The organism is Lutispora sp. QWL-02, assembly GCF_058315355.1.
The window spans coordinates 3,351,976-3,373,545 of sequence record NZ_CM177762.1; the positions used below are offsets into that span (position 1 = coordinate 3,351,976).

General features: G+C 38.7%; 24 protein-coding genes, 1 pseudogene and 1 riboswitch. Of the genes and pseudogenes, 1 reads left to right on the plus strand and 24 read right to left on the minus strand.

Annotation, left to right across the window (positions count from 1 at the left end):
- Positions 1-27: 27 nt before the first annotated feature.
- From AC4HCY_RS15775 to AC4HCY_RS15890, 24 genes are all read right to left on the minus strand, one after another.
- The gene (locus AC4HCY_RS15775; protein ID WP_323430393.1) at positions 28-954 is read right to left on the minus strand and encodes a GNAT family N-acetyltransferase; all 927 of its coding nucleotides are present in this window, start codon (positions 952-954) and stop codon (positions 28-30) included.
- 68 nt (positions 955-1,022) lie between these two features.
- Positions 1,023-2,210: a glycine C-acetyltransferase gene (locus AC4HCY_RS15780; protein WP_491094599.1), complete on the minus strand. Its 1,188-nt coding sequence runs from the start codon at positions 2,208-2,210 to the stop codon at positions 1,023-1,025.
- Between the two features lie 133 nt (positions 2,211-2,343).
- The gene (locus AC4HCY_RS15785) at positions 2,344-3,096 is read right to left on the minus strand and encodes a fumarylacetoacetate hydrolase family protein (RefSeq protein ID WP_323430343.1); all 753 of its coding nucleotides are present in this window, start codon (positions 3,094-3,096) and stop codon (positions 2,344-2,346) included.
- A gap of 12 nt (positions 3,097-3,108) precedes the next feature.
- Positions 3,109-3,879 (minus strand): phosphorylase family protein, encoded by a 771-nt coding sequence (locus AC4HCY_RS15790; RefSeq protein WP_323430342.1) that lies wholly within the window; start codon positions 3,877-3,879, stop codon positions 3,109-3,111.
- A 106-nt stretch (positions 3,880-3,985) separates the two neighbouring features.
- Positions 3,986-5,224, minus strand: coding sequence for an MFS transporter (locus AC4HCY_RS15795; RefSeq protein WP_323430341.1), 1,239 nt, complete (start codon positions 5,222-5,224; stop codon positions 3,986-3,988).
- A gap of 17 nt (positions 5,225-5,241) precedes the next feature.
- Positions 5,242-5,775 carry a helix-turn-helix domain-containing protein gene (locus AC4HCY_RS15800; RefSeq protein ID WP_323430340.1) on the minus strand — a complete coding sequence of 178 codons (534 nt, stop codon included), beginning with the start codon at positions 5,773-5,775 and terminating at the stop codon, positions 5,242-5,244.
- A gap of 128 nt (positions 5,776-5,903) precedes the next feature.
- On the minus strand, positions 5,904-6,191 hold the full coding sequence (locus AC4HCY_RS15805; protein WP_323430339.1) for a TlpA family protein disulfide reductase: 288 nt from the start codon (positions 6,189-6,191) through the stop codon (positions 5,904-5,906).
- 27 nt (positions 6,192-6,218) lie between these two features.
- Positions 6,219-6,536, minus strand: a complete 318-nt coding sequence (locus AC4HCY_RS15810) for an LptM family lipoprotein (protein ID WP_323430338.1) — start codon at positions 6,534-6,536, stop codon at positions 6,219-6,221.
- Positions 6,490-7,377, minus strand: a complete 888-nt coding sequence (locus AC4HCY_RS15815; protein ID WP_323430337.1) for a 4Fe-4S binding protein — start codon at positions 7,375-7,377, stop codon at positions 6,490-6,492. The genes AC4HCY_RS15810 and AC4HCY_RS15815 overlap by 47 nt, the downstream gene beginning before the upstream one ends.
- Positions 7,370-7,504: a CD1871A family CXXC motif-containing protein gene (locus tag AC4HCY_RS15820; protein ID WP_333783237.1), complete on the minus strand. Its 135-nt coding sequence runs from the start codon at positions 7,502-7,504 to the stop codon at positions 7,370-7,372. The genes AC4HCY_RS15815 and AC4HCY_RS15820 overlap by 8 nt, the downstream gene beginning before the upstream one ends.
- Before the next feature lie 238 nt (positions 7,505-7,742).
- Positions 7,743-8,381, minus strand: coding sequence for an energy-coupled thiamine transporter ThiT (thiT, locus tag AC4HCY_RS15825; RefSeq protein WP_323430336.1), 639 nt, complete (start codon positions 8,379-8,381; stop codon positions 7,743-7,745).
- Positions 8,382-8,464: 83 nt separating this feature from the next.
- Positions 8,465-8,565, minus strand: a riboswitch (TPP riboswitch).
- A 45-nt stretch (positions 8,566-8,610) separates the two neighbouring features.
- Positions 8,611-9,582, minus strand: coding sequence for an LCP family protein (locus AC4HCY_RS15830; protein ID WP_323430335.1), 972 nt, complete (start codon positions 9,580-9,582; stop codon positions 8,611-8,613).
- A 134-nt stretch (positions 9,583-9,716) separates the two neighbouring features.
- Positions 9,717-10,778 carry an ABC transporter permease gene (locus tag AC4HCY_RS15835; protein WP_491094600.1) on the minus strand — a complete coding sequence of 354 codons (1,062 nt, stop codon included), beginning with the start codon at positions 10,776-10,778 and terminating at the stop codon, positions 9,717-9,719.
- Positions 10,769-12,064: an efflux RND transporter periplasmic adaptor subunit gene (locus AC4HCY_RS15840; protein WP_491094601.1), complete on the minus strand. Its 1,296-nt coding sequence runs from the start codon at positions 12,062-12,064 to the stop codon at positions 10,769-10,771. The genes AC4HCY_RS15835 and AC4HCY_RS15840 overlap by 10 nt, the downstream gene beginning before the upstream one ends.
- On the minus strand, positions 12,054-12,878 hold the full coding sequence (locus AC4HCY_RS15845) for a carbohydrate ABC transporter permease (RefSeq protein WP_323430332.1): 825 nt from the start codon (positions 12,876-12,878) through the stop codon (positions 12,054-12,056). Before AC4HCY_RS15845 ends, AC4HCY_RS15840 begins: the two co-directional genes overlap by 11 nt.
- A 1-nt stretch (position 12,879) precedes the next feature.
- Complete coding sequence (locus AC4HCY_RS15850; RefSeq protein WP_491094602.1) at positions 12,880-13,677, minus strand: carbohydrate ABC transporter permease; 798 nt, start codon at positions 13,675-13,677, stop codon at positions 12,880-12,882.
- A gap of 21 nt (positions 13,678-13,698) precedes the next feature.
- Positions 13,699-15,072, minus strand: a complete 1,374-nt coding sequence (locus AC4HCY_RS15855) for a sensor histidine kinase (RefSeq protein ID WP_491094603.1) — start codon at positions 15,070-15,072, stop codon at positions 13,699-13,701.
- Entirely contained in the window at positions 15,072-15,758 is a 687-nt protein-coding gene (locus AC4HCY_RS15860) for a response regulator (RefSeq protein ID WP_491096141.1), read from the minus strand. Before AC4HCY_RS15860 ends, AC4HCY_RS15855 begins: the two co-directional genes overlap by 1 nt.
- A 75-nt stretch (positions 15,759-15,833) precedes the next feature.
- A complete protein-coding gene (locus tag AC4HCY_RS15865; protein ID WP_491094604.1) occupies positions 15,834-17,228 on the minus strand; it encodes an extracellular solute-binding protein in 1,395 nt (464 codons plus the stop codon).
- A gap of 266 nt (positions 17,229-17,494) precedes the next feature.
- Positions 17,495-19,189 carry an ABC transporter ATP-binding protein gene (locus tag AC4HCY_RS15870; RefSeq protein ID WP_491094605.1) on the minus strand — a complete coding sequence of 565 codons (1,695 nt, stop codon included), beginning with the start codon at positions 19,187-19,189 and terminating at the stop codon, positions 17,495-17,497.
- Positions 19,190-19,302: 113 nt separating this feature from the next.
- On the minus strand, positions 19,303-19,800 hold the full coding sequence (locus tag AC4HCY_RS15875) for a M50 family metallopeptidase (RefSeq protein WP_491094606.1): 498 nt from the start codon (positions 19,798-19,800) through the stop codon (positions 19,303-19,305).
- Between the two features lie 217 nt (positions 19,801-20,017).
- Entirely contained in the window at positions 20,018-20,464 is a 447-nt protein-coding gene (locus AC4HCY_RS15880) for a hypothetical protein (protein WP_323430320.1), read from the minus strand.
- Between the two features lie 19 nt (positions 20,465-20,483).
- Positions 20,484-20,894, minus strand: a complete 411-nt coding sequence (locus AC4HCY_RS15885) for a hypothetical protein (RefSeq protein WP_323430319.1) — start codon at positions 20,892-20,894, stop codon at positions 20,484-20,486.
- Entirely contained in the window at positions 20,891-21,112 is a 222-nt protein-coding gene (locus tag AC4HCY_RS15890) for a hypothetical protein (protein WP_323430318.1), read from the minus strand. The genes AC4HCY_RS15885 and AC4HCY_RS15890 overlap by 4 nt, the downstream gene beginning before the upstream one ends.
- 3 nt (positions 21,113-21,115) lie before the next feature.
- Between AC4HCY_RS15890 and AC4HCY_RS15895 the strand changes: the two are divergent.
- A pseudogene (locus tag AC4HCY_RS15895) lies at positions 21,116-21,422 on the plus strand (transposase); the annotation flags it as partial.
- Positions 21,423-21,570 lie beyond the last annotated feature (148 nt).

Here is a 21,570-nt window from a genome sequence, read left to right on the forward strand (position 1 = left end):
AATTCAGGCCCTGACAGGGCCTGATCTTTATCTTATCCATTTCTGCTGTTCGCTTACAAATTCACTTTTCAATGCTCCCATTATGATCTCGTCGTAAAAGTTTCCGTCGATAAAAGCGGATTTTCTGGTTCTCCCCTCATATCTGAAGCCGCATTTTAAATAGCATTTGGAAGCTCTTTCATTGTATTCATAGAGCTTTAAAGAGACTCTGAAAATATCCATCTCATAAAAAGCAAAGCTAAGCAGAATTTTTATAGCGTCCTCTCCATAGCCTTTGCTCCAGTAATCTCTATCGCCGATCCTTATTCCAAGTTTGCAGCTTTGATCCATTTCACTGAAATCATACAGCTGGATTGTGCCGATGGGCTTGCCTTCGGCTACTGTCTCTATGATAAGATTCATAGGATCATATCCAAAGCCCTTGGACAAGTTCAGCCTCAGTTGATTGGTGCTAAGCTTTCCCTCAGTCCAACCGGCAAGCTTATTAAGCTCTACGTCATTATACCAGCTGTGAAGGTAAAATAGATCTTTTTCACTGCCTTGACGCAAAATTACTTTTTCGCCTTTTAAATAATCCCCTTTATTATCATGCTTATTTATATAAATTGAGGATAATAGGCTTGGAATAAATTTGAATAACTTATATGGCTTTGATAAATATAAATCTTTGTTGTCCAATACATCGTCAAAAACATTTTTTTGGACTTTAAAGCCTATATTTACTTTGTCGTCCAATCCATCCTTTATTATATTTCCCTCATTGGTCGCATATATGGTATATTGACCTAATACAATATCTTCATCAATAAGTGATAACCCGAAATTACCCGAGCCATAAAGCAGCACCTTTGCAACTAAAAGCTTTAAAATCGGATAACGCTTAAAAAAGACCTTGTACAACTGAGAAATATCATCGGCGAAAATTTTTACATTGCCTGACAGCAAGGCGCTCATCACATACCCGCTCCCCTAAACACAATAAATACAGCATCATTATATCATATATTTATTTTTTTTACATTCTATTTAATCAGTTTAAGCCCTTTTCCAACCTTCTCAAAAGCCCTTATAGTTTCATCCAAATCCGCTTTGGTATGAGCTGCCGTAACTATTGTCCTCACTCTGGCCCCGCCTCTAGGAACCGTAGGGAATACAATGCTCTGTGCAAATACGCCTTCCTCAAAGAGCTTTTTACTCAACTCTATGGCAAGCTTATCATCTCCGGCAATCACAGGAGTTATTGGGGTTTCGCTATTTCCTGTATTAAAGCCCAGATCCTTTAAGCCTTTCTTCAGATACCTTGCATTTTCCCACAACCTATCCGTAAGCTCTGTGCTCTCAGATAATATCTTTATGGCTTCAAGGCAAGCAGCAGCTACAGACGGTGGAGCTGCCGTGCTGAAAAGGAAAGGTCTTCCTCTATGGTTCAGCCATTCTATCAAATTCTTTCTGCCCGCAACATATCCGCCTACAACACCGATAGCCTTTGATAAGGTGCCTATCTGTATGTCAACTCTTCCATGAAGCCCAAAATGGTCAGCAGATCCTCTGCCGCTTTTGCCTAAGACTCCGCTGGCATGAGCATCATCTACATATGTAAGGCAGCTGTACTTTTCTGCCAGATCCACTATTTCGGGCAGCTTTGCAACATCTCCGTCCATGCTGAATACGCCGTCTGTTATGATCAGCTTTGTATTGTAGTTATCCTTAACCTCGTTTATAACTCTCTCCAAATCCTCCATGTCGCTGTGCTTATACCTCACTACATCAGCACGGCTCAATCTGCATCCGTCTATAATGCTGGCATGGTTAAGCTCATCACTTATTATTATATCTCCCTTATCAACCACTGCAGGGATCACACCTGCATTGGCAGTGAATCCGGATTGAAAAACCAGTACAGCCTCAACATGCTTAAATTCAGCCAGCTTTGCCTCCAGTTCTTCATGTATACTCATGTTGCCTATTATTGTTCTCACTGCTCCGGCTCCAACTCCCCATTTTTCCAGGGCTTCCATAGCCGCCTTTTTTAATCTGGGGTGATTGGCAAGGCCTAAATAATTGTTTGAAGAAAGGTTGATAACTTCTTTGCCGTTTATCACACTTCTTGCTCCCGAAGGGCCTTCCAAAACAGCGAGCTTTCTGTATACGCCTTGTTCTTTTAATTCATTCAGCCTTTGTGTCATGAAATCCAAGTCATGAATACTCATTTTTTTACCTCCTTAACCGTATATTATCAGCAATAAAAATCAAGCTTGAATATGCTTCCATTATATCATTTACAGAAGTTTAAAAAAATATAGTTTGGGAGAATTTTATACTTTTTTATATATTTGTACGTTTCTAGCGTACATAATTCTTTAATATTCCCACATCCTGGATCTTTACTTGCACTATATCCCCCGCATTTAGAGGACCTATGCCGGAAGGAGTTCCTGTAGCGATCACATCTCCGGGATTGAGAAGCATTACATTGCTGATAAAACTCACCATTTCACCCACGCTGAATATAAAATCAGAGGTATTGGATTTCTGTTTTGTTTCCCCGTTCAATATGAGCTCCAAGGGTAAGTTGTCGTAATCCAAATCCGTTGCAATACAAGGCCCAAAGGGAGCAAAAGTATCGAAGGATTTGGCCCTGGTCCACTGGCCGTCCCTTTGCTGCAAATCTCTGGCAGTCACATCATTGAAGCAGGTCGCACCCAATATGTAGTCGACAGCTTCATCGGGCTTGATGTTTTTTGCCTGGCGTCCCATCACTAAAGCTAATTCAGCTTCATAATCAACTCTTTGAGACATTTCAGGCCTTATTATCTCTCCTCTATGCGCCAATATCGATGTAGATGGTTTTATAAATATAACAGGCTCCTTGGGTAAATCAAGCTTCATCTCCTGCGCATGTGATCTATAGTTAAGACCTACACAAACTATCTTTGAAGGCATGCAAGGGGTAAGAAAATCAATTTCAGTAATGTCATAGAAGCTGTCAGTAATTTCATAGTCTCCGAATATATCGCCTTGAATTATTTTAACCTTCTCGCCTTCCAGTAAGCCATAGCTTATAAAATCATCTTTTTTAAATCTTATAAATTTCAAATCTACTCCTCCTTATATGCTTGCTGCTTCTAATAAGATTTCGGGAAGTGCATATGCAGTATTTTTATAGTATTTCTCATCCTCTTCTTCTGTCCCTTCAAAGAGATTCCTGCGCTTCAAAGGAAGATCGCTTATCGTGATGAGAGCTGCTGCGTTGCGTTTTATAGCTCTAGCCGCAGTAAAAACTGAGGATGCCTCCATCTCAACGGCATCGCAGCCTTTCCGGATCATATAGTCAAAGCTTTTCTTGTTCTCTCCCAATATGGAATCAGTAGTAAATATTTTACCCCGATGTACAGCGACTCCCAAAGAATGAGCAATCGGCACCGATTGCTGAAATAACGCCTGAGCCAGCCCTTCATTGCCTGATATTGTCTGTCCGAAGCAGTCCTTTTCAATATTCTGAGAATGATATCTGGAAAAGCCTTCTCCTATAACAGCGCTGCTGCATATCAGAATATCTCCGAAGTTCAGCTTATTGTTTATACCACCTGCAGAGCCTGAGAAAAATATGTTCTCACAACCGGAATAGCCTAAGGCTATCACGCAATCGCCGGTCATCGGAGCACCAATGCCGCTTTGGATCACAGTTACGGGCTTTCCGTGATAATATAGGGTGACGCCTTTATACCAGCCCTTAAATTCTTTTATTATGCTATCCGCTTTTTCCATAAAACCTGATAAAGGCCATACAGGGCTTATTATAACATTTTTTGAGATGTCCTGGATATGGCATCCAAAATGTTTTTCTATCATTATCTCATTTTTTACATCTTCATACATAAACACCCCTCCATAAATGATTATAACAAAAAAAGAGATGCAATTGCATCTCGCGATTAATTAAAAAAACTACTGAAATATAATTTATATACGAAGATGAAAAAGCCTAATGCTGTCTGAATTTTTTTATAAAAATAGGTGGTATTGAAATAATGATGATCATAACTCCTACGAGCTTAAAGGTTGTTAGCACATTTATGCCATAAGCCATTATACCGGATACGGCGTAACCCAACGGAAGCCCTAACAGGGATAAAGTTGTTGCTGTAGATGATACCCTGCCCATTTTGTCCACCGGGGTAGACTCCTGCATAAGCGTCATTGAACCTGCGCTGATCACAGGGATAAATGCTCCGCCGATTGCTGCCGCAAAGCAAGCCAGTTCTATATTATTTATAAACCCGAAGGACAGCATGCCTGAGCCTAATCCCATGAAACCCGCTATTACCAAAGCGCTTCTTTTGAATCTATCGCCGATTTGGCCTATGAGAAGCGAGCTTGCTATCATTCCTATAGTAAATGACATAAGTATGAAGCTCATGCCTCTTTCTCCGGCCATCAATATTTTATCCGAATATACCGGCAAAAGCACGTTAAAAGGAGCTAATACCAGGTTTACCAGGCAAGCCATGGTCAAAGATACCAATAATACTATATTGCTTTTTATAACAGCAATCCCCTCAGTGAATTCAAAGTAAAATTGCTTCATGTTCAAAGAAATAGCCTTGTTGCCGATGGTATCTATTCTTGCAATGATTGCGGTAAAGGAGGATATAAAGAAGGTGGCGGAATCTATCAATATCGCCGCCCCGATGCCTATATAGCCCATGACCACAGCGGCAACTGCAGTACCGGCGATTTCAGCCGCTGAAGAAGATGCCTGGCGCAGTGAATTAGCGGGAAGATAGTGCTTTTTATCCACTAATACCTGCATGACTGATGCTCTCGCAGGGCTTGCAAAGACCTCGCAGGATGAATTTATAAAGGTCAGGATATATAGATGCCAGAGACTGACCATATCCGAGATGTAAAGAAATGCCATAATAGCCGTGGAAAAGCCTCTAAGCAAATCGGTAAAAATCATCACATTTTTCTTGTTCATCCTGTCTACCAATACTCCCGCCGGCATGCCGAACAGGACTGCAGGTGCCGCGTTAACTGCCATTACAGTGCCCATCATCAAGGTAGAACCTGTCATCTTATATACCATCCATAGAAAAGCTATGCTGTCTATGGCATCCCCAAATCTGGATATAGTATTTCCGGCCCAGATCTTTAAAAAATCCTTATATTTAAGCAGCGCTCCATAACCCCTTTTTTCTGTCTCAGCAGCATTGAATTCCATCACAAAATCCTCCAGAATCAATTATATTTTTTAAATAACCCCATTACATACGTATAAGCTTTTGTATCCTTTCGCTTATCGCTCTTCTCTAGTAACTCTTCTATCTTTTTCCTTAGCTCATCAAATTCTTCATCAGTCAGGTGAATAACCCCGTAATTGAATATCTCTTTATCATCATCCTTCTTCTTGCTCAGATAGTCTCTATAATCCTCTGATGCATTTCTAAACGCAGTATCCTTTAAATTGCCTATATGTTCCTGCCAGCCTTCCTCCTTCATGATTATCTTTTCTACCCTGAAGCTTTCTGCAGTGGGGTAGTAATACTTCTCAACAATACCCGACTTCTCTTTCTTATCCACAATCTCCAATACACCTATGCGCTCCAATTCCTTTACATGATAATGCACCTTTGACGGGATTTCTCCAAGCATATCTGCAAGCTGCTTGACCGTCATAGGAGCTTCATCCAATGCAAAAAGGATCTTCATTCTGAAAGGGTCGGTAAAAACCTTTATTTCCTCCAAATTAGAAAGTATTTTTTCTTTTTTCATAGAAACCTCCAAAAATGTTTGATGATATATTAATGTTTATCATTAAAATTTATTTTATTGTAAAATTTAATTTTATTATATATCTTCATATGATTTTGTCAAGATAAAATTTAAAAGACTTGTAAATATTACAAGTCTTTTAATGCATCTTCTATAAGTTTTGAGAATTCATCCGTTGACCGGGCTCCTGCTATCATTTCGCCAACCATATCCCCCTTGCTGTTTACAATCAATGTAGTGGGGACATACATTATCTGATCCAGGAAGCCGTCTATAAGGCTGTCTGTTGTAAGGATGTTCGTATATTTGCCGCCTTTTTGATCTAATATCTTTTTCCCGGCTTCAAGCTCATTGTCTGCGAGTATAGCCAGAATCTTGACATCTTTGTCCGAGTATTTATCTTCTATTTCCTGCAACGCAGGAATCTCTGTTATACAAGAGGGTCAGGTAGTGGTCCAGATATTCACAACTGTAAGCTTATTATCTGCAAAGAATTTATTTGTAACCTCATTGCCTTCAAAATCCTCAGAGGTAAAGTCAGGAATCCTGAATGCTCCTTCCTGTTCTTTAGGGCTTTCAGCCGGGGCTTCCTCCTCTTCGGTGCCGGCATTCGCTTGCTGATCCGGTTTTTGAGTTTCTTCGTCAGGTTTTGCAGGCTCCTGGGCTTCCTGTTTCGGCTCTTCCGCCGGTGCTTTATTACCGCAAGCCGAGATGCTAACGGCAATTATCAGCACTGCAGCTAATATCCAAAGTCTTCTCACGATCTCTCCTCCTCTTATCTAAATTGAATCCTGATTCTATGGCTTTCGTTGGGCATTTCCCAATACATTTTCCGCATCTTACACATTCCGGGCTGTTGGCATTTTCATAAATTTTAATATCTACAGGGCAGTTTTTATTGCATATATCACATCTTGTACATTTGCTTGCATCAACATTCATTTTATAAAAGCTTACACTGTTAAACAAGGAGTATATAGCTCCCAATGGGCATACAGCTCTGCAAAAGGGCCTTGATATCAGTATGGATAAAATGATGGTAACCCCCAGAAGAATAAGCTTCCAATAATACATGATACCTATGGCTCCCCGTAAAGCCGCATTTTTTATAGTCAGAGGTATGCCCGCCTCCAATGTTCCTGCCGGACAAACATATTTGCAAAAATAGGGAAGTCCAATCCCTACTTCATTAGTAAATAGTGCCGGCAACAACAAAACCAACACTATGAGGAAAAAATACTTTAAGGAATTTAGCAGTTTAGGCAGCTTTAGCTTCTTAGCAGGTATCTTATACAGAAGCTCCTGAAAGAATCCAAAGGGACACAACCAGCCGCAGACAAATCTTCCGCCTATCGTACCGATAAGCATGAGAAAGCCTATGACATACAGGGATACCTGGTGTTTGAGCCCCGCAGCTACAGACTGGAGCGAACCTATGGGGCAAGAGGTATATGCTCCGGGGCAAGAGTAGCAATTCAGCCCGGGGAAACAGACTGACTTCAGCTTTCCCCTGTATATGGTCCCTTTTGCATAGCCTTCAAAATATCCATTGCCTAAAATTGTAGAAGCTATCTGTATTATCCTTCTTTTAATATTAGCCAATTCCTATACACTCCAAACAGATATTTATAGCTTTTTTGAGCACCTCAACCACTTCTCCCCTATAAATACCCGCAGCAATTAAAGCAAAGGACGCCAGCAATAATAAATATTTTGATTTATCTTTCACAGTACTAAGCCCCCAAACTGATATACATTTCGTACATTATTTCATGCACCGCATGTCATTCTGAACGCCAGCGAAGAATCTTAGGTATTTCTTATAGGTCCAAGATCCTTCGGGTTAAACCCTCAGGATGACAATAAAAACCTCTCGAATAATATACTTACTTATATGTTTCCATTATATCAGACTTATTCGGAATACCAAAGAATTTTAGGTATAAAAAAGAGAGCCCTGAGGCTCTCTAGGATAGTGCATTTTTCTTGAGTTTTTCTATAGCGGCTTTGAATTGCGGTATCAATGCTATTGCAACGCAGATTGCTGTTTCCGTACCCATCAGCGGAAGGTTTACGGTAAATGAATACCATATGGGATTCATGCCTTCCGGTGCAAAGGAACCGAAAAAGACAAATCCTGATATGAAATGAGCCATAAATCTGCTGAATCCTCCGATAAGTACGCTTATAGGCAAATATTTTCTGTTCAGCCCTGCCAATCCCATCACTCCAAAGGCTATGGGATAATCCAAAAGCACCTGAGTCCAATGCATTATATAAGGGCCTTGAATAAACTGCAAAAAGCCATAAGCTATACCGGCAATCAAGCCTGCCCTGGGGCCGAAAATAAAAGCGAATATAAATATGGGCAGCATACTGCCCGGAGTGATTGACCCCCCCTGTGGCCAATGATACAGCTTTATATAGGATAATACAAAGGACATAGCTATGCAAAGGCCGCCATATACAAGAATTTTAGTATTAGTTTTTTTATTCTTTGATGAGTATGCCAAAAATAGTGAAAGCCCTACAAGAACCAGGAGTATCAGAATTGTGACTCCTTTAAGCTCTTTAAGCTCGCTAAATATTTGGGTAAAATAATTCATAAAAATAACCCCCTTTTGATATGTCCTCGGAGGAGACGGTCAAAAATAAATAGCCGCAACAAGCGTTGCGGCGGCGTAAATCTACTTAACCGAAACCGCTTCCCTTCGTTAGGATTAACTACACAGGTTCTAAGGGTCAGTGGCATAAACCACGCTCTCAGCATAAGCTCCCCTAGCGGACATTATCATATTAAATTCAAATACAATATACTACTTATCGGTATAGGTGTCAAGGCTTCTGTATTTCCACTCCGTATATGCCCAGCATCATATCTCTTACTTTATCTTTATCATAAAAATAATATGACCACCTGACATCATCGATTTTTTGATACTCCGGCATACCTGGCAGTAATAGCAAAGCGATATCATCCACTTTAATTTCCATGGCTTTGACACAATAAGAAAGGGCCTCAATTTGTGTCATATTTGTTCCTACATCACTGAATACTTTCTCTATAACCGTTGGAAGGCTTGAATTTAATGACTTTTTAATTGCTTCCTTAATAAATTTCTGCTGAGCCCGGATTCTCCCAAGATCACCATCCGGATATCCTATTTTCTTATCGTTATTCTGCCTCCATCTTAGGAATTTTAAAGCCTGCTCCCCATTAAGCTTCTGTCTGCCCTTTGGAATATCGATAATCAGAGGAGGATTATCCGAAGGGTCTATATAGTCCATATGAAATGGAATATCAATCTCCACTCCACCTAATATATCAACTATATCTGCTACAGTTTGATATTTCATGCATATATAATGATGTATGGGAACTCCTGCAAGTATTTCTCCTATAGCATCAGCCGTACCAAGTGCACCGCTTCTTCCAAATACTGCGTTTAATTTTCTTTGATCACCCTTCTCATATCCTTTTTCATAATAATATGTATCTCTGGGAATAGAAATCATAGATATTTTTTTATCATCCGGATCAAAACTTAAAAATACAATAACATCACTTCTCGGTTCATTCTCTATGCCCAATAGAATAAAGTTTATATTATTGCTGTTTTTTACTGCCATTTCTAATGGTCCCAGCTCTGTGTCAAGCTCTTGATCGGCAGAATCAATTACCGGTTCTATAGAATTAATCGGCTTAATCTTGGGTTTATAAGTTTTTAAGTATATAAAAAAACACAATCCGGAGATAGTTATGGAGAATAAAAAATATATAAAGAATTTTTTAATATAACGCTTCATATAAACGCCTCTTTCTACTGAGAAAAAAGAATAAGATCATGCTTCTTCCAGTATAGCATCATAATAACATATTCATTCAAAAGCTTAAAGCAGTGTGATTATTGATGCTTTTTTATATATGTAATATCGTCATATCACACTGCTTTTACAAAGATTTTATCACATGGAGATTTGATTTTCCAGCCTAATGAAAACAGCAGCAAGAATCCTAATATAAAAATTGAATCCAGCATATATGCTTCTAACAGAATACCGCTTACACCATTTTCAATATGCAGTAAAAATTTATCATAATAGAACATCATCACTCTGATATAGCTGGAAGGTGAAAATAGATTTTCCGGCATCATAGCCGGCGGTATATATAAATCAGTGACTAATGCGTAAATTCCAAGACCGACAGCCGATATAACCGGTAACCATCCTATAATACGCAGAATATCTCTAACATGGGACATCAAAAAATCACGAAGCTCTGCTGTGTTCTTACTCTCCATGTACACATCTAAAAGGATCTTGATCTGCTTAACAAAATGCCTGAAGAATCTTATGCCAAAACAAGTTAAAACAGATATCCCTATAAGTATCAGCATATTCATATATTTATAGATGATTTCCTTGATGATAACAACATCATATATGTCTAAGCCCAAAGCATTAAGCTGCCCCCGGATTTTATTGATCTCAAGATAGAATTGGGCATCATCATTTAGATTATACTTTATGACCTTTTTCCCCCAGTTCAACTCCTCCAGGCCTGAGTCATAGGATATATAAATCTCATTGCTGTTTTTAATCACTCCCTTTATTTCATAGGATTTGCCGTAAATGTCCATATATTTGCCTATTACATCTCCATTTTTGAAATATTTATCTGCTGCCCTGTCCCCTATAGCGGCCTCCCTTCTGCTGATATCGGATATAAATCCACCTTTATCCATTGATATTGCTTCAGTAAGAAAATCCAGACCTGTAGTCATAATAAGCTTATTGCCCTGATAAGGCATTATAAAATCAGCAACTGCAATGCTGCCCTTATTATAACTCCTTATTCTCTCAAAATTATCCTGCATAAGCATACCATTATAGTAGAATTCCACTGTATTATGATTATATTGATTCAGTAAATAAGTATAAGAAAAAAGGGCCAACAGAGCTATCATCGCTAAGATTACATAAGCTTTCTTCATTGCCATAAGAACACCTTGGCCCCATCGCTTATTTTATATGATAAATTGGTTATGACCCTGGGATAATCAAAGCCCCCAAGTCCCGATACAATTGCTTTTGAATCCCCGACTGCCAATATTTTAACCTTTACTGCTTTTGATAAATTCTCCTTGCCCAGTATGCCGTCCCTTTCTTCCAGTATATATACGGTTCCCGTTTGCCCCTCCATAAATCTTTCATCCGGAATAATAGCGGATTTTGGTATCGTGAGTCCTTTATCCGAATACATGGACTTTATCTTGCCCTTCATCTTTTGTCCTATTTTCAGCCCCTGATCCGTTCCCTCCTCAAAAACCCCTCTTATGCTTAGCATTTCTTGATTTACTATTTGGCTGATATCAGTAATCCTCACCTTATATGCAGAATTGCTGTAATCGGATGTTAATTGAATTATCCCGGCAGTTTTGACAATGTCATAATCCCGCTCATTAGCTTGTGCTGTGAATATTAAACCCTTTTCATTATCAAGCTGTGCTATTTCGGCTATTATAGTGTCTTGAGGCAGTATAGCATCGGATAAATTAGTAAAGAGCATAATACCATTTACATCCGAATAACATATCCCGTCCTTATCCGCCTTAGAATAAAAAGCTCCCTTTTTCTCAATGGCGGCGATATTCCTCTCCAATTCCTCTATTCTAATCCTTGAATTAATAATATCATTTTCATTATCCTTCCTCTTCTCTTCCAACTCCAGCCCGGCCTTTTCTAAGTCCAATCGTTGTTCCCGGATTCTATTTTTGATGCCATCCAATTCGACTGCCGCTATGGCGCCTGCTTCATAAAGCTTTTCCCTCTTTGCAAAATCATCTTCGCTTTCTTGCAGTCCTGCCTCCATAGCTGAAATATCCAGCTCTTCAAGCTTAAAGCTTTTCTGCTTGAGGCTTTGAAGCCCTAATTCTTCTCTTTTGAGCTCTGATTTAAGGCTGTCGGTATCGGGATCTGAATTTTTTATTCCGAAGCGTGTATTGATCTTAAATAGGGGATATCCGGCAAGTATTACGTCTCCGGGCTTTACATAATACTCTTCTACAATAATATTTCCTCCCAATCTTATCTTTACGCTGTCTCGAGCTTCCACTGTGCCTTCTATATCAAGGTTTCTCTCGACAGGTGCGGCAACAGCCGCCGCAACTCGGACTTTAGGCAGAAATAAATTGATGATGGATTTGGAGAAAAAGCCCATAATAAATACCAAGGCAAAGAAACCTATAATAATTTTTTTTGCTAATTTCACAGCTTTATTTTTCATTCTTCAGACCTCCTATGGAAAGGCCCTGCCGCAGATATTTTTCTCCTTTAATCAAAATCAACAGTGCAGGGACAATATAAAGGACCGCTCCCGCATAGAATACGCTATAGTCATTGTAATAAATCGTCTCTAAAAACACTGATAGAGGTAACTTTTCGGGTGAGCTCAGGAAGATGACAGCCTGCTCAAGCATATTCCAGCTATCTATGAATACCAATACGGCCAAGGCAAAAATCGCCGGCTTGATCATGGGGAAAACTATTTTGAATAAAATCCTTCCATATCCTGCGCCATCCATCCTGGCCGCTTCAATTATTTCGTCAGGTATTCCTCTTATAAACTGCCTCAAGAGATATACTCCAAAGGAAGAAAAAATGCCCGGCAGCAAGATTGCAAGATGGGTATCCAAAATAGTGACATGAAGAAGTCTTTCCGATGCATCAAATATGAGATAATTAGGAACCAGCGTAACCTGAAATGGCAAAAGCAAAGCCAAAACATATATGGCAAAGAGTATCCGGCTCCCTCTGAATTTCATCTTTGCAAGAGCAAAAGCCGCAAAAATGCCTACTCCAATCTGTCCGGCTATGATTATGCTTGTCAGCTTCAGTGAGTTTAAAAAGAATTTAAAATACTCACCCTTGTAAAGGGCAAGAGTATAATACTGCTGAAGATTAAACTGCTCCGCTATAAGCTCTATAGCGGTGGTATTTATCTGAGCCTGACTCATGAAGGAATTAAAAAAAGCGTGAGCAATAGGGAAAATATACAGCAAGGACGCTATTATCAATAACAAAAGCAAGACTCTCCTCATATTATCTCTCTCCTACTTTTTTCCCATATTTTCTATCCTTATAGAACAGCAAAAGAGCAAAAATAAAAATGATTGCAGCAAAAATATATGCCGCCGCCGTAAGCTTTTCATATTCCAGAGACTTGAATTTGTTGTTCATATAGTGCTGCAGCATATAGATCTGAGGGTTGGGATATTTGCCCTGCAGTATATATACATCTCTGAAAACCTTGAAAGAATTGATGACAGATACGATGCCTACGAAGACGGCGGAAGGGGTGCACAAAGGCATAAATATATGTATGAGCCTCTGAAGATAGCTGGCCCCGTCAATTTGCGATGCTTCGATGAGGGACGGATCAATCTGCAGAAGCCCTGCCAGATAGATGATCAGATTGTAGCCCGTGTTTTTCCATATAAATATCATGATGACTACCAGCATGGCATAATCCGAATCCATCAAATTTCCTGCCCCGGTTCCCATGAGCTTGCGAAAAAAGCCTGATACTGAAGTCGAGGGCACAGCAATAGGGAGCAAAATGAAGAGGTATACAAACTTGGGAGGCTTAAGCTCATAAATAGCCAGCGCCAATATGAAGGATACAAGCATGATGAGGGGAATGGCAATGCCCATAAAGGTCACAGTATTTTTAACAGCTAATCTGAAGGTATCGCTTTTCACTACCTCTATATAGTTTTGTAATCCCACAAAGGTATTGTCAAAGCCGCTCCTGCTCAGAGAATATTTTATTCCCCACAGAAAAGGGAGCACATAAAGCAGAAAAAAACCCAGTATGCTAAGAAACACCATAAATATCATGCGATCACCCTATTCATCTGATTAATCCCCGATCATAATAGTAAACTCAGTACCGCCCTCTACATGGCTTTTAACAAGAATATCCCAGCCATGCCTTTCCGCAATTTTCTTCACTATGAACAAGCCGAAACCGCTTCCCTCTATCCCTCTGCCTCTGGATTTATCGACCCGGTATAAAAAATCAAATATATAAGGCAGATCCTTATCAGGAATTCCTATTCCATCATCCTTAATTTTAAGCAATTTTTTGCCATCTATAGAGCCTGCAGAAATTTCTATCTTTCCGCCTTCCCTGCCATATTTAATGCTGTTGTCAATAAGGTTTGTCAAAAGCTCTCTCAGCATGGAAACATCAGCAGAAATCATAAGTCTCTTATCACAGTTATTTTTTAAGATCATCTTCCTTTGCATAAGACGCGGGCCGAATAAGCGGCTGAGAAACTGGGCCTCGTCATATATGCAAACATTTTCCTTGAAAATCTCGGACTGGTCAAGCTTGGTTGATGTCAGGAGAGATTTCACCAAAGTCGAAAGCCTGTCTATCTCGCAGTTGATATCGTTCAGATATTCTTTATATACATAGATATCATCGTCACCGTCTATGAGTGACTCAACAAGGGTTTTGATAGCGGTCAGGGGTGTATTCAATTCGTGGGATACATCGCTTAAGAAGCGCCTTCTGCTTATATCTGTTTTGTATATCTCCTGGCTCATGCGATTAAAGGCATCTGCAAGCTCCCCTATCTCATCATTTTCTTTTATATCAACCTGTATATCCAATTTCCCGCCTCTTATAGACTCAGAAGCAGAGGTTAAAATTTCAAGCGGCTTTGTGATCTTGCACCCCAGCTTCCATGCGAGTATGACAGCCGCGATACAGGCTAGAAGAGATATAGATATGACTTGTATCTTTAGTTCGGATATATCCTTTATTATAGAGTCCATATCTGCAGAAAGGAGCACCAGCCCCAATAGGCCTCTGCTGTCCTTTATCGGCACTGCAACCAGCATTATATGATGGTCATCCTGCCTGGCATAACCTGCCTGACTGGATTTATCCTTTATAGCCCTATCAATAACGCTGTTTTTCAATGTTTTGCCAAAATACTCAGCATATTTATCAGCTAAAACATAACCTTTTTTATCCATGATGAGGACCCGCCCCTCAACATTTTTGGTGTAGCCTTGCAAAGTACTGTTGAGTGTTCCCACATCACTCAAATGTTCCTTGACTATGTCCGCAATAAAATTTCCATACTCAACCTGGCTTTTGATATTTTTGCTGAGCTGCCTTTCCTGATAGCTGAAAATCAATACCGCATCAATTATAAATATAGTGAGCACAATTATTGCTCCATACGCAAAAGCCATTCTCATACTTATCTTTCTAAACATTACTGAATATCCTTTCTGAAGAAATACCCCACACCCCATTTAGTTTTTATCAATTCAGGCTTGGAGGGATCGTGCTCAATCTTCTCCCGTAGGTTGCTTATATGTACATCAACAGTCCTCGTATCGCAGGCATATTCATTCCATATTGTCTCAAATAGCATTTCTCTGGTAAAAACTCTGCCGGGCTTTCTTACAAGTATACTTAATAAATCAAATTCTTTGGCTGTGAGGCTTATTTCCTCATCTCCCTTATATACTGTCCTGTTTGAAATATTAAGCCTTAGGCCAGAGGTTTCAATGGTCTCATAATTGCCCTTGTGGCTTCCGTATCTTCTGTATACCGCATTGATGCGGGCAATCAATTCCCTTTTATGAAAAGGCTTTGTCACATAATCATCTGCACCAAGCTCAAGCCCCAAAATTTTATCTATATAATCATCTTTGGCTGTCAGCATGATTATAGGTACATCGCTATGCTGCCTTATCATTTTGCACAATGTCATACCGTCGATTTCCGGCAGCATGATATCAAGCAAAATGAGTTCTACCGCTTCACGGTTTATAACTTCAAGAGCTTCTTTACCGTCATATGCAGCAAATACCTTAAAGCCATTTTGCTCCAAGCTGTGTTTGAGACCCTTTACAATCAATCTCTCGTCATCAACAACAAGTATGTTCATGCTAATCTCTCCTCCAAAAAAAGGATTTATTTGCATGTATTCCACAAATTGTTCCATTTCCCTCTATTTTATATAATACCCCTACTCATTCAGCCATAGATTTATATCATTCTCAATCTTTTGGAGCAGCTGTGTCAATTGCTCATCTGAGTAAGGCTTATCGGCAAATACGGCTTCAATAATAAAACGTCTTACCCCTTCATATACAGACTCCCTGCCATCACCATAATAGTAGGCATCCAATACCAGCTTACCGCTTTTTAATTGTTCTAAAGCATAATCCCTTACTTCTATTGCCTTGCTATCAACTTCAGTCTCTATCTCCAGATTTTTAATATCTTTTTCAATATCTCGGTTTACCGGATAAAAATAACTTATATTATACAATTCATCTGCACTTATCATTGCCATTTGAATTTCATCGCTCAAAATACCGTTTATAAATTCATATGCCAGCTCAAGATTTTTACCGTTTTTATTCACCGCAAATCCAAAGGATTTCAGCTTCGCTGCTCTATCCGCCTCCTTAGGGAGGACCACCGAGCCTTTTAGCATACTGTTATAAATCTCCGATGCCCTGAGCAAATTTGTGCGACTTCTACCTTCATATTCTCTATTAAGACAATCACGCTTGTATTCTTCCGATCTAATAATTTCTGAATCTCTCTGCGCTTCTTCTGATTGAGATTCACGAAAAGCATTATAGAAATTCTCATATGTATAATTTTTATCTAGTTTATACTCGCCCGAAAATATCTCATTTCGCAAGTCACGGATGGCCTTCTTCATTTCTGGAGTGTTGATTCTGGCCCTGTTATTTCCTCTGTCATAACAGTCCAAATCCCAAATGTGCATCTCGGCAGTTTCCCAATATTCATACCGTGTGAAAAATCTTGGCGACTTAGATATCCATCTGAGCCAAATGTCACAGTAGTCCTTACTGGTCCAATCAAGAGGTATTTCTTTTACTCCTATTTCATCCAGCTTTTCTTTGTTCAGCACGATAGCGCTATAGTGAATTCCGACAGGTACATAATACATCTCATCCTTTTGCAAAGAGTTATACATTTTATCTATATTGGCAGCCTTTCCTTTCAAATTTACCAATGCCCCTTGCCCGGTCAATTGCTCAAACAGGAAAAATTTCCTATCATAATATATGAGCTCAGGCCCTTCCTTTGCATACATCATAGCGGCAAAGGCTTTGTCAGAATCATCGTCCGATCCGGATGGAGCCACGAAATTGACTTTTACTCCAAACCGCTCCTCAAACTGTTTCGCATAAGGCTTAATAATTTGGGGGACTATGTCTGCCTCCATCCACGGTTTGTACAGAATAGTAAGCTCCTGTTTCTCCCCTTTGGGTTCCGAAGATACCAGATCACCGGATACGCCTGCCATTCTGTTTAACGGGCTGTATGCTGCAGATAAAGAAGCTATGATCAACACAAGTATTAATGCAACTGTTTTTTTCAATATCTCACCCTCTTTTTATTTTCCTGCCTTTATTCTAAATAATAAAAGTAAAAAAACAATGAATATTTGTAAAGAAAGTCTAAAGTATTCGACCAAAAAAAAGCCTCATAAAATTAAAGGGGGTTGTTGCGTAATGAATAAGTTCATTGGGCAACATCCCCTTTTAGTTCCTGATACAATTTTAAATTTATACTGATGTTCGCTTTATTAATATTCTCATGGAACAAAATATTATAAAAGTTGCTCAACGCTGAATGAAGTCTCCTTCAATTGCCGTTCTTAGCAACATTATATAGATTGTAAAAGAAAGCTCTTCTTCCCATAAGCTCATCGAAGGTGCCTTGTTCTATCAAAGCTCCGTCTTTTAAAACAAATATGCTGTCATACTTTTTCAATATCTCTTCATTCAGTTTATGTGTGACCACAAGGCATGTGAGCTCAGGTATATTTAATATGGAATTTTCTATGTTGTATGAGGTTTCATTGTCCAGAGATGATGTGGCTTCATCAATTACAAGTATGGGTGTATTCTTTATTATGGCTCTTGCAATGGCTATTCTCTGCTTTTCCCCGCCGGACAGATTGCAGCCGTTTTCTCCTACAGAGCTATTGATTCCATCGCTTAAGCTTTTGATAAGCGCTCTCAGCCCTGACAGATCTATTGCATTTTCTATGGCTTCATCGCTGTAATCTTCAAATAATGTGAGGTTGTCTCTTATACTGCTATCAAACATATATATGTTTTGATGTATTATGCTCACTAATCTATATAAGTCTTCAGCTTTTATGCTTCTATTATCTATTCCATCAATAAATATATTCCCTGAGTGGTTTTCATAGTATCTGAGAAGCAATTTCAATATAGTGGATTTCCCGCCTCCGCTGTTCCCCACTATTGCATACTTCCTGCCTTTTTTAATGGTAAAATTCACATCCTTTAACACGGCCTTTTCACCGTCATAGGAAAAAGAAACATCATAAAAGCGCAGCCTGTCATCAAAGGTCTTCTTGCTGATTCCTTCATCGATCTCATCATGTTTGAGCAAAATATCATTTATTTTATCTTCAATAAGCTTTACGGATTTTAACTTATTAAGCCTGGAAGACAAGCTTACAAGAGGATTTACTATATTGTTCATCAATTGTGTTATGGCAAGCATCAAGCCAATGGTCATCTTGCCATTTATTACGAAATATGCGTTTATACTCATGGTGCCCAGAAAAATTATAAATCCACATGCTGTGGCTAAGGAATCTATTGCCCCTGCAAATACATTATACCTGTATTTTGACAGCTCGGCTCCTTCATTTGATATCCTATAATCCTCCAAAATTCTTTTTTCAATATTAAATCCCTTCACTACCTCAAACCCGGAAAAAATATCCTTTATCTTCACTGTAAATAGCCCTATAGCCTCAGAATAAGCATTTCTATATCTGCTCAATGTCTTTCCGGAAATGATAGGTATGCCTATTGTAATTAATCCCATTGCAAAAACAAATATCGTCGCATAAATATTCAGCCTTATCATGGCTATGGTGGCAATAATGAAAGCAACCAGATTAGAGAATAGATCGAATAGATTAGTATAATAGTCCTGTTCCAATATATTTATATCATTTGTCAGCAGAGATATGTTTTTTGCACTGTTTTCTTCATTGAATGTATTAATATTGCGATAGATTATCTTGGTAAAAATCTGATTCTTTAAATCTGCAAGGGATTTTTTCAGCAAACAAGCCTTTAATACCTTGGCTGCCATCCAGACGGTAATGGATATCAATATGTATATCAAAAAGAATATGACTGCATGCTTGAGATCCCTCATGCTTCCGGATGAGCCTGCATCAACGATCAGCTTCAGTACCAGAGCCATAGCAACATTAATTGCCGAATCTGCTATCGTAAATATTATATTCAGCGCAAACAACAGCTTGTGCCTAAGCAAATATTTATACATACTAGCCCCCCTGGTTAATTTTATATAAAATGATCAATTAAATTTTTGTCTTTCTGAATTTTAACCAAACACATATATCATCATATTTGAAGATATAAAAATCTTTGGCTGTTTCATAATTCTTCTTTACCATCATAATACCATGATGTTCCATATTTTATTATCTGGTAAATCTGCTTCCCATCACTATTTGTATTATCAGGATATGTTACAGGTATAATTGCACTCACGGCCATAAAGAGAGAGAAGTTTAAAAACACATCGAGCCAATTGCCATATTCTATTATTCCCAATTTAACAAGCAGAACCAATATAATACCGGTGAACAATTGGAATAATACGCCGCCTAACAGCATGATTATTGTTAGAGGCTTACTATCATTTTCAGGGCTCTTCACACTACATTGCCCAGAGTAAAAATACCAGCGCCGAATCTCAAGAATTCCTATGCTGAACAATCTTTTGCCTTTCCCTATAACTATTTTCTTAGTCTTTCCGCCAAATATAAAATTAAAGAAAGCGTGACCTAACTCATGTATTAGCACTATTATAGGCTCAAATATGAAAAGACCTAACATCATTTCATAGGGACTAAAAAATTTATTTGACAAGTTTATCGCACTCCTTTATACATGATGATCCTTAGATCCCCCTATTCTGGTAGCCTTTCTCTCTTATTTTAGCATAACCTATTGTTGTCATATTTGGGCAAAGTTGAATATAACAATTTAGATTAGCATATAGAAAAAAGGATGCATCACTAAAAAGTGATGCAATAAGGCGTAATGTCCATTTTTGAACAGTGAATAAATTGTAAATGGTCTTGAGTTAATCAGCCTTAATTTCTAAAATTCTTGTTCCTTTTATTCTTCTTTCGTCTCTCTTCCAAATGCCCTCAACCTTTTTACTTCCCAACATCGTGTTGGTTCCGTCGGCCTCTTTAAACAAAATAAATACTTCGTCATTTCCCCTACTAATATAATATAACGGTTCTGTGCAACCAATGGGAGCCATTTGATCTAATTCATCAATTTCTCTTGCAATGTCCCCCCCTAAATCTATTGCATCAAGGTACTTTATTTCCTCATATTTATCTGATATTTTTTCTATTTTAAAAGTATCTTTGATATCATCATTAGCATACTGAAGCCGCCTTTCTACCTCTTGAATGATTTTCTCGTTTTTCGGACTATTTGCATTAGTATAGTTAAAAAATATTAATGTCAACATCATAGTAAACATTACAGCTACTATAATCTTTTTTATTCTTAACATTAAAATTTCCCCCTTAATATTAATTTGACTGGGTTTCTTCAAATCCACCAGAGGCTGTGTAATAGGATTCCGCTCCGCATTTTACATAATGTGTGGTTGTGAGTTTCCAAACATTGGAGTATGTTGAGCTTGAACATGACCCGGTTTTTGTAACCGAATATGGTGAAGTAGTATCTGTAGCGGAAGTATCGACATCTTTTAGACCATTTTTGTACACAATGATTCTTACTTTTACTCCAGTCACATCTGGCCAAGCACCATTAGAGGCGATCTCAGCACCAGCTGTACCACTAAAATCACAACCATATCCATATACATCAAGGCTTTGCGTCCCTGTTGAAACATAGTATGTGGTTGCTAAGCATGTTATTCCAGTTAAAAATAGCAATGCAATTACAAGAATGGATACTACGATACTCTTTTTTTTCATTGTTTTCCCTCTTTCTTATTATAATTTATTCGCCTGTATATTTCTTCCCTCAAAATGATGTATAAAATTAAATCGTAGGAAGCTGCAGCTACTTCGCCTACGGACTCGCCTTTGACTGCTTTGGTCAAAGCTTCAGTAAATTCCTTAATCTTGCTGTCATCTACTCTTACAACCTTGTTTGCATATTTATCTAGCTTTGATGCTGCCTGGCTTACCATAGTGAATCGGGCAAGTTTAAAGGCACTGAAAACAAAATGTCAAAGCGAGGCACCAGGATCGGACGGTGTCCTTTATGACATTGCCTTTGCTTCCATACGGGTTAAGAAGAATGGTGAAGCCATTAATCCTGTACTCCATGAGTACTACCAGAAAAAGAAAGAATCAAAGCCCAAGAAGGTAGCCCTTGGAGCTGTTATACGCAAGGTCTCTAATATCATTTTCGCTATTTTAAGGGATTCTAAGCCCTATGGGCTAAAAACCCCTGAACAACACCGGGGGCAATACTTAGGTACTGAAAAAGTAGCCTAGAAGCCTCAATTACTGGAAATTAAGTTTAACCACTATGAAATTGTCAATGTTCGGCTCTCATTTGGGCTTGTTTGCTATCCCCAATTTTATTCAGTCAAAAATCTAAAGTTTTTTTAAAAAAACTATTGACTTTAACTAGCTGGTCCTT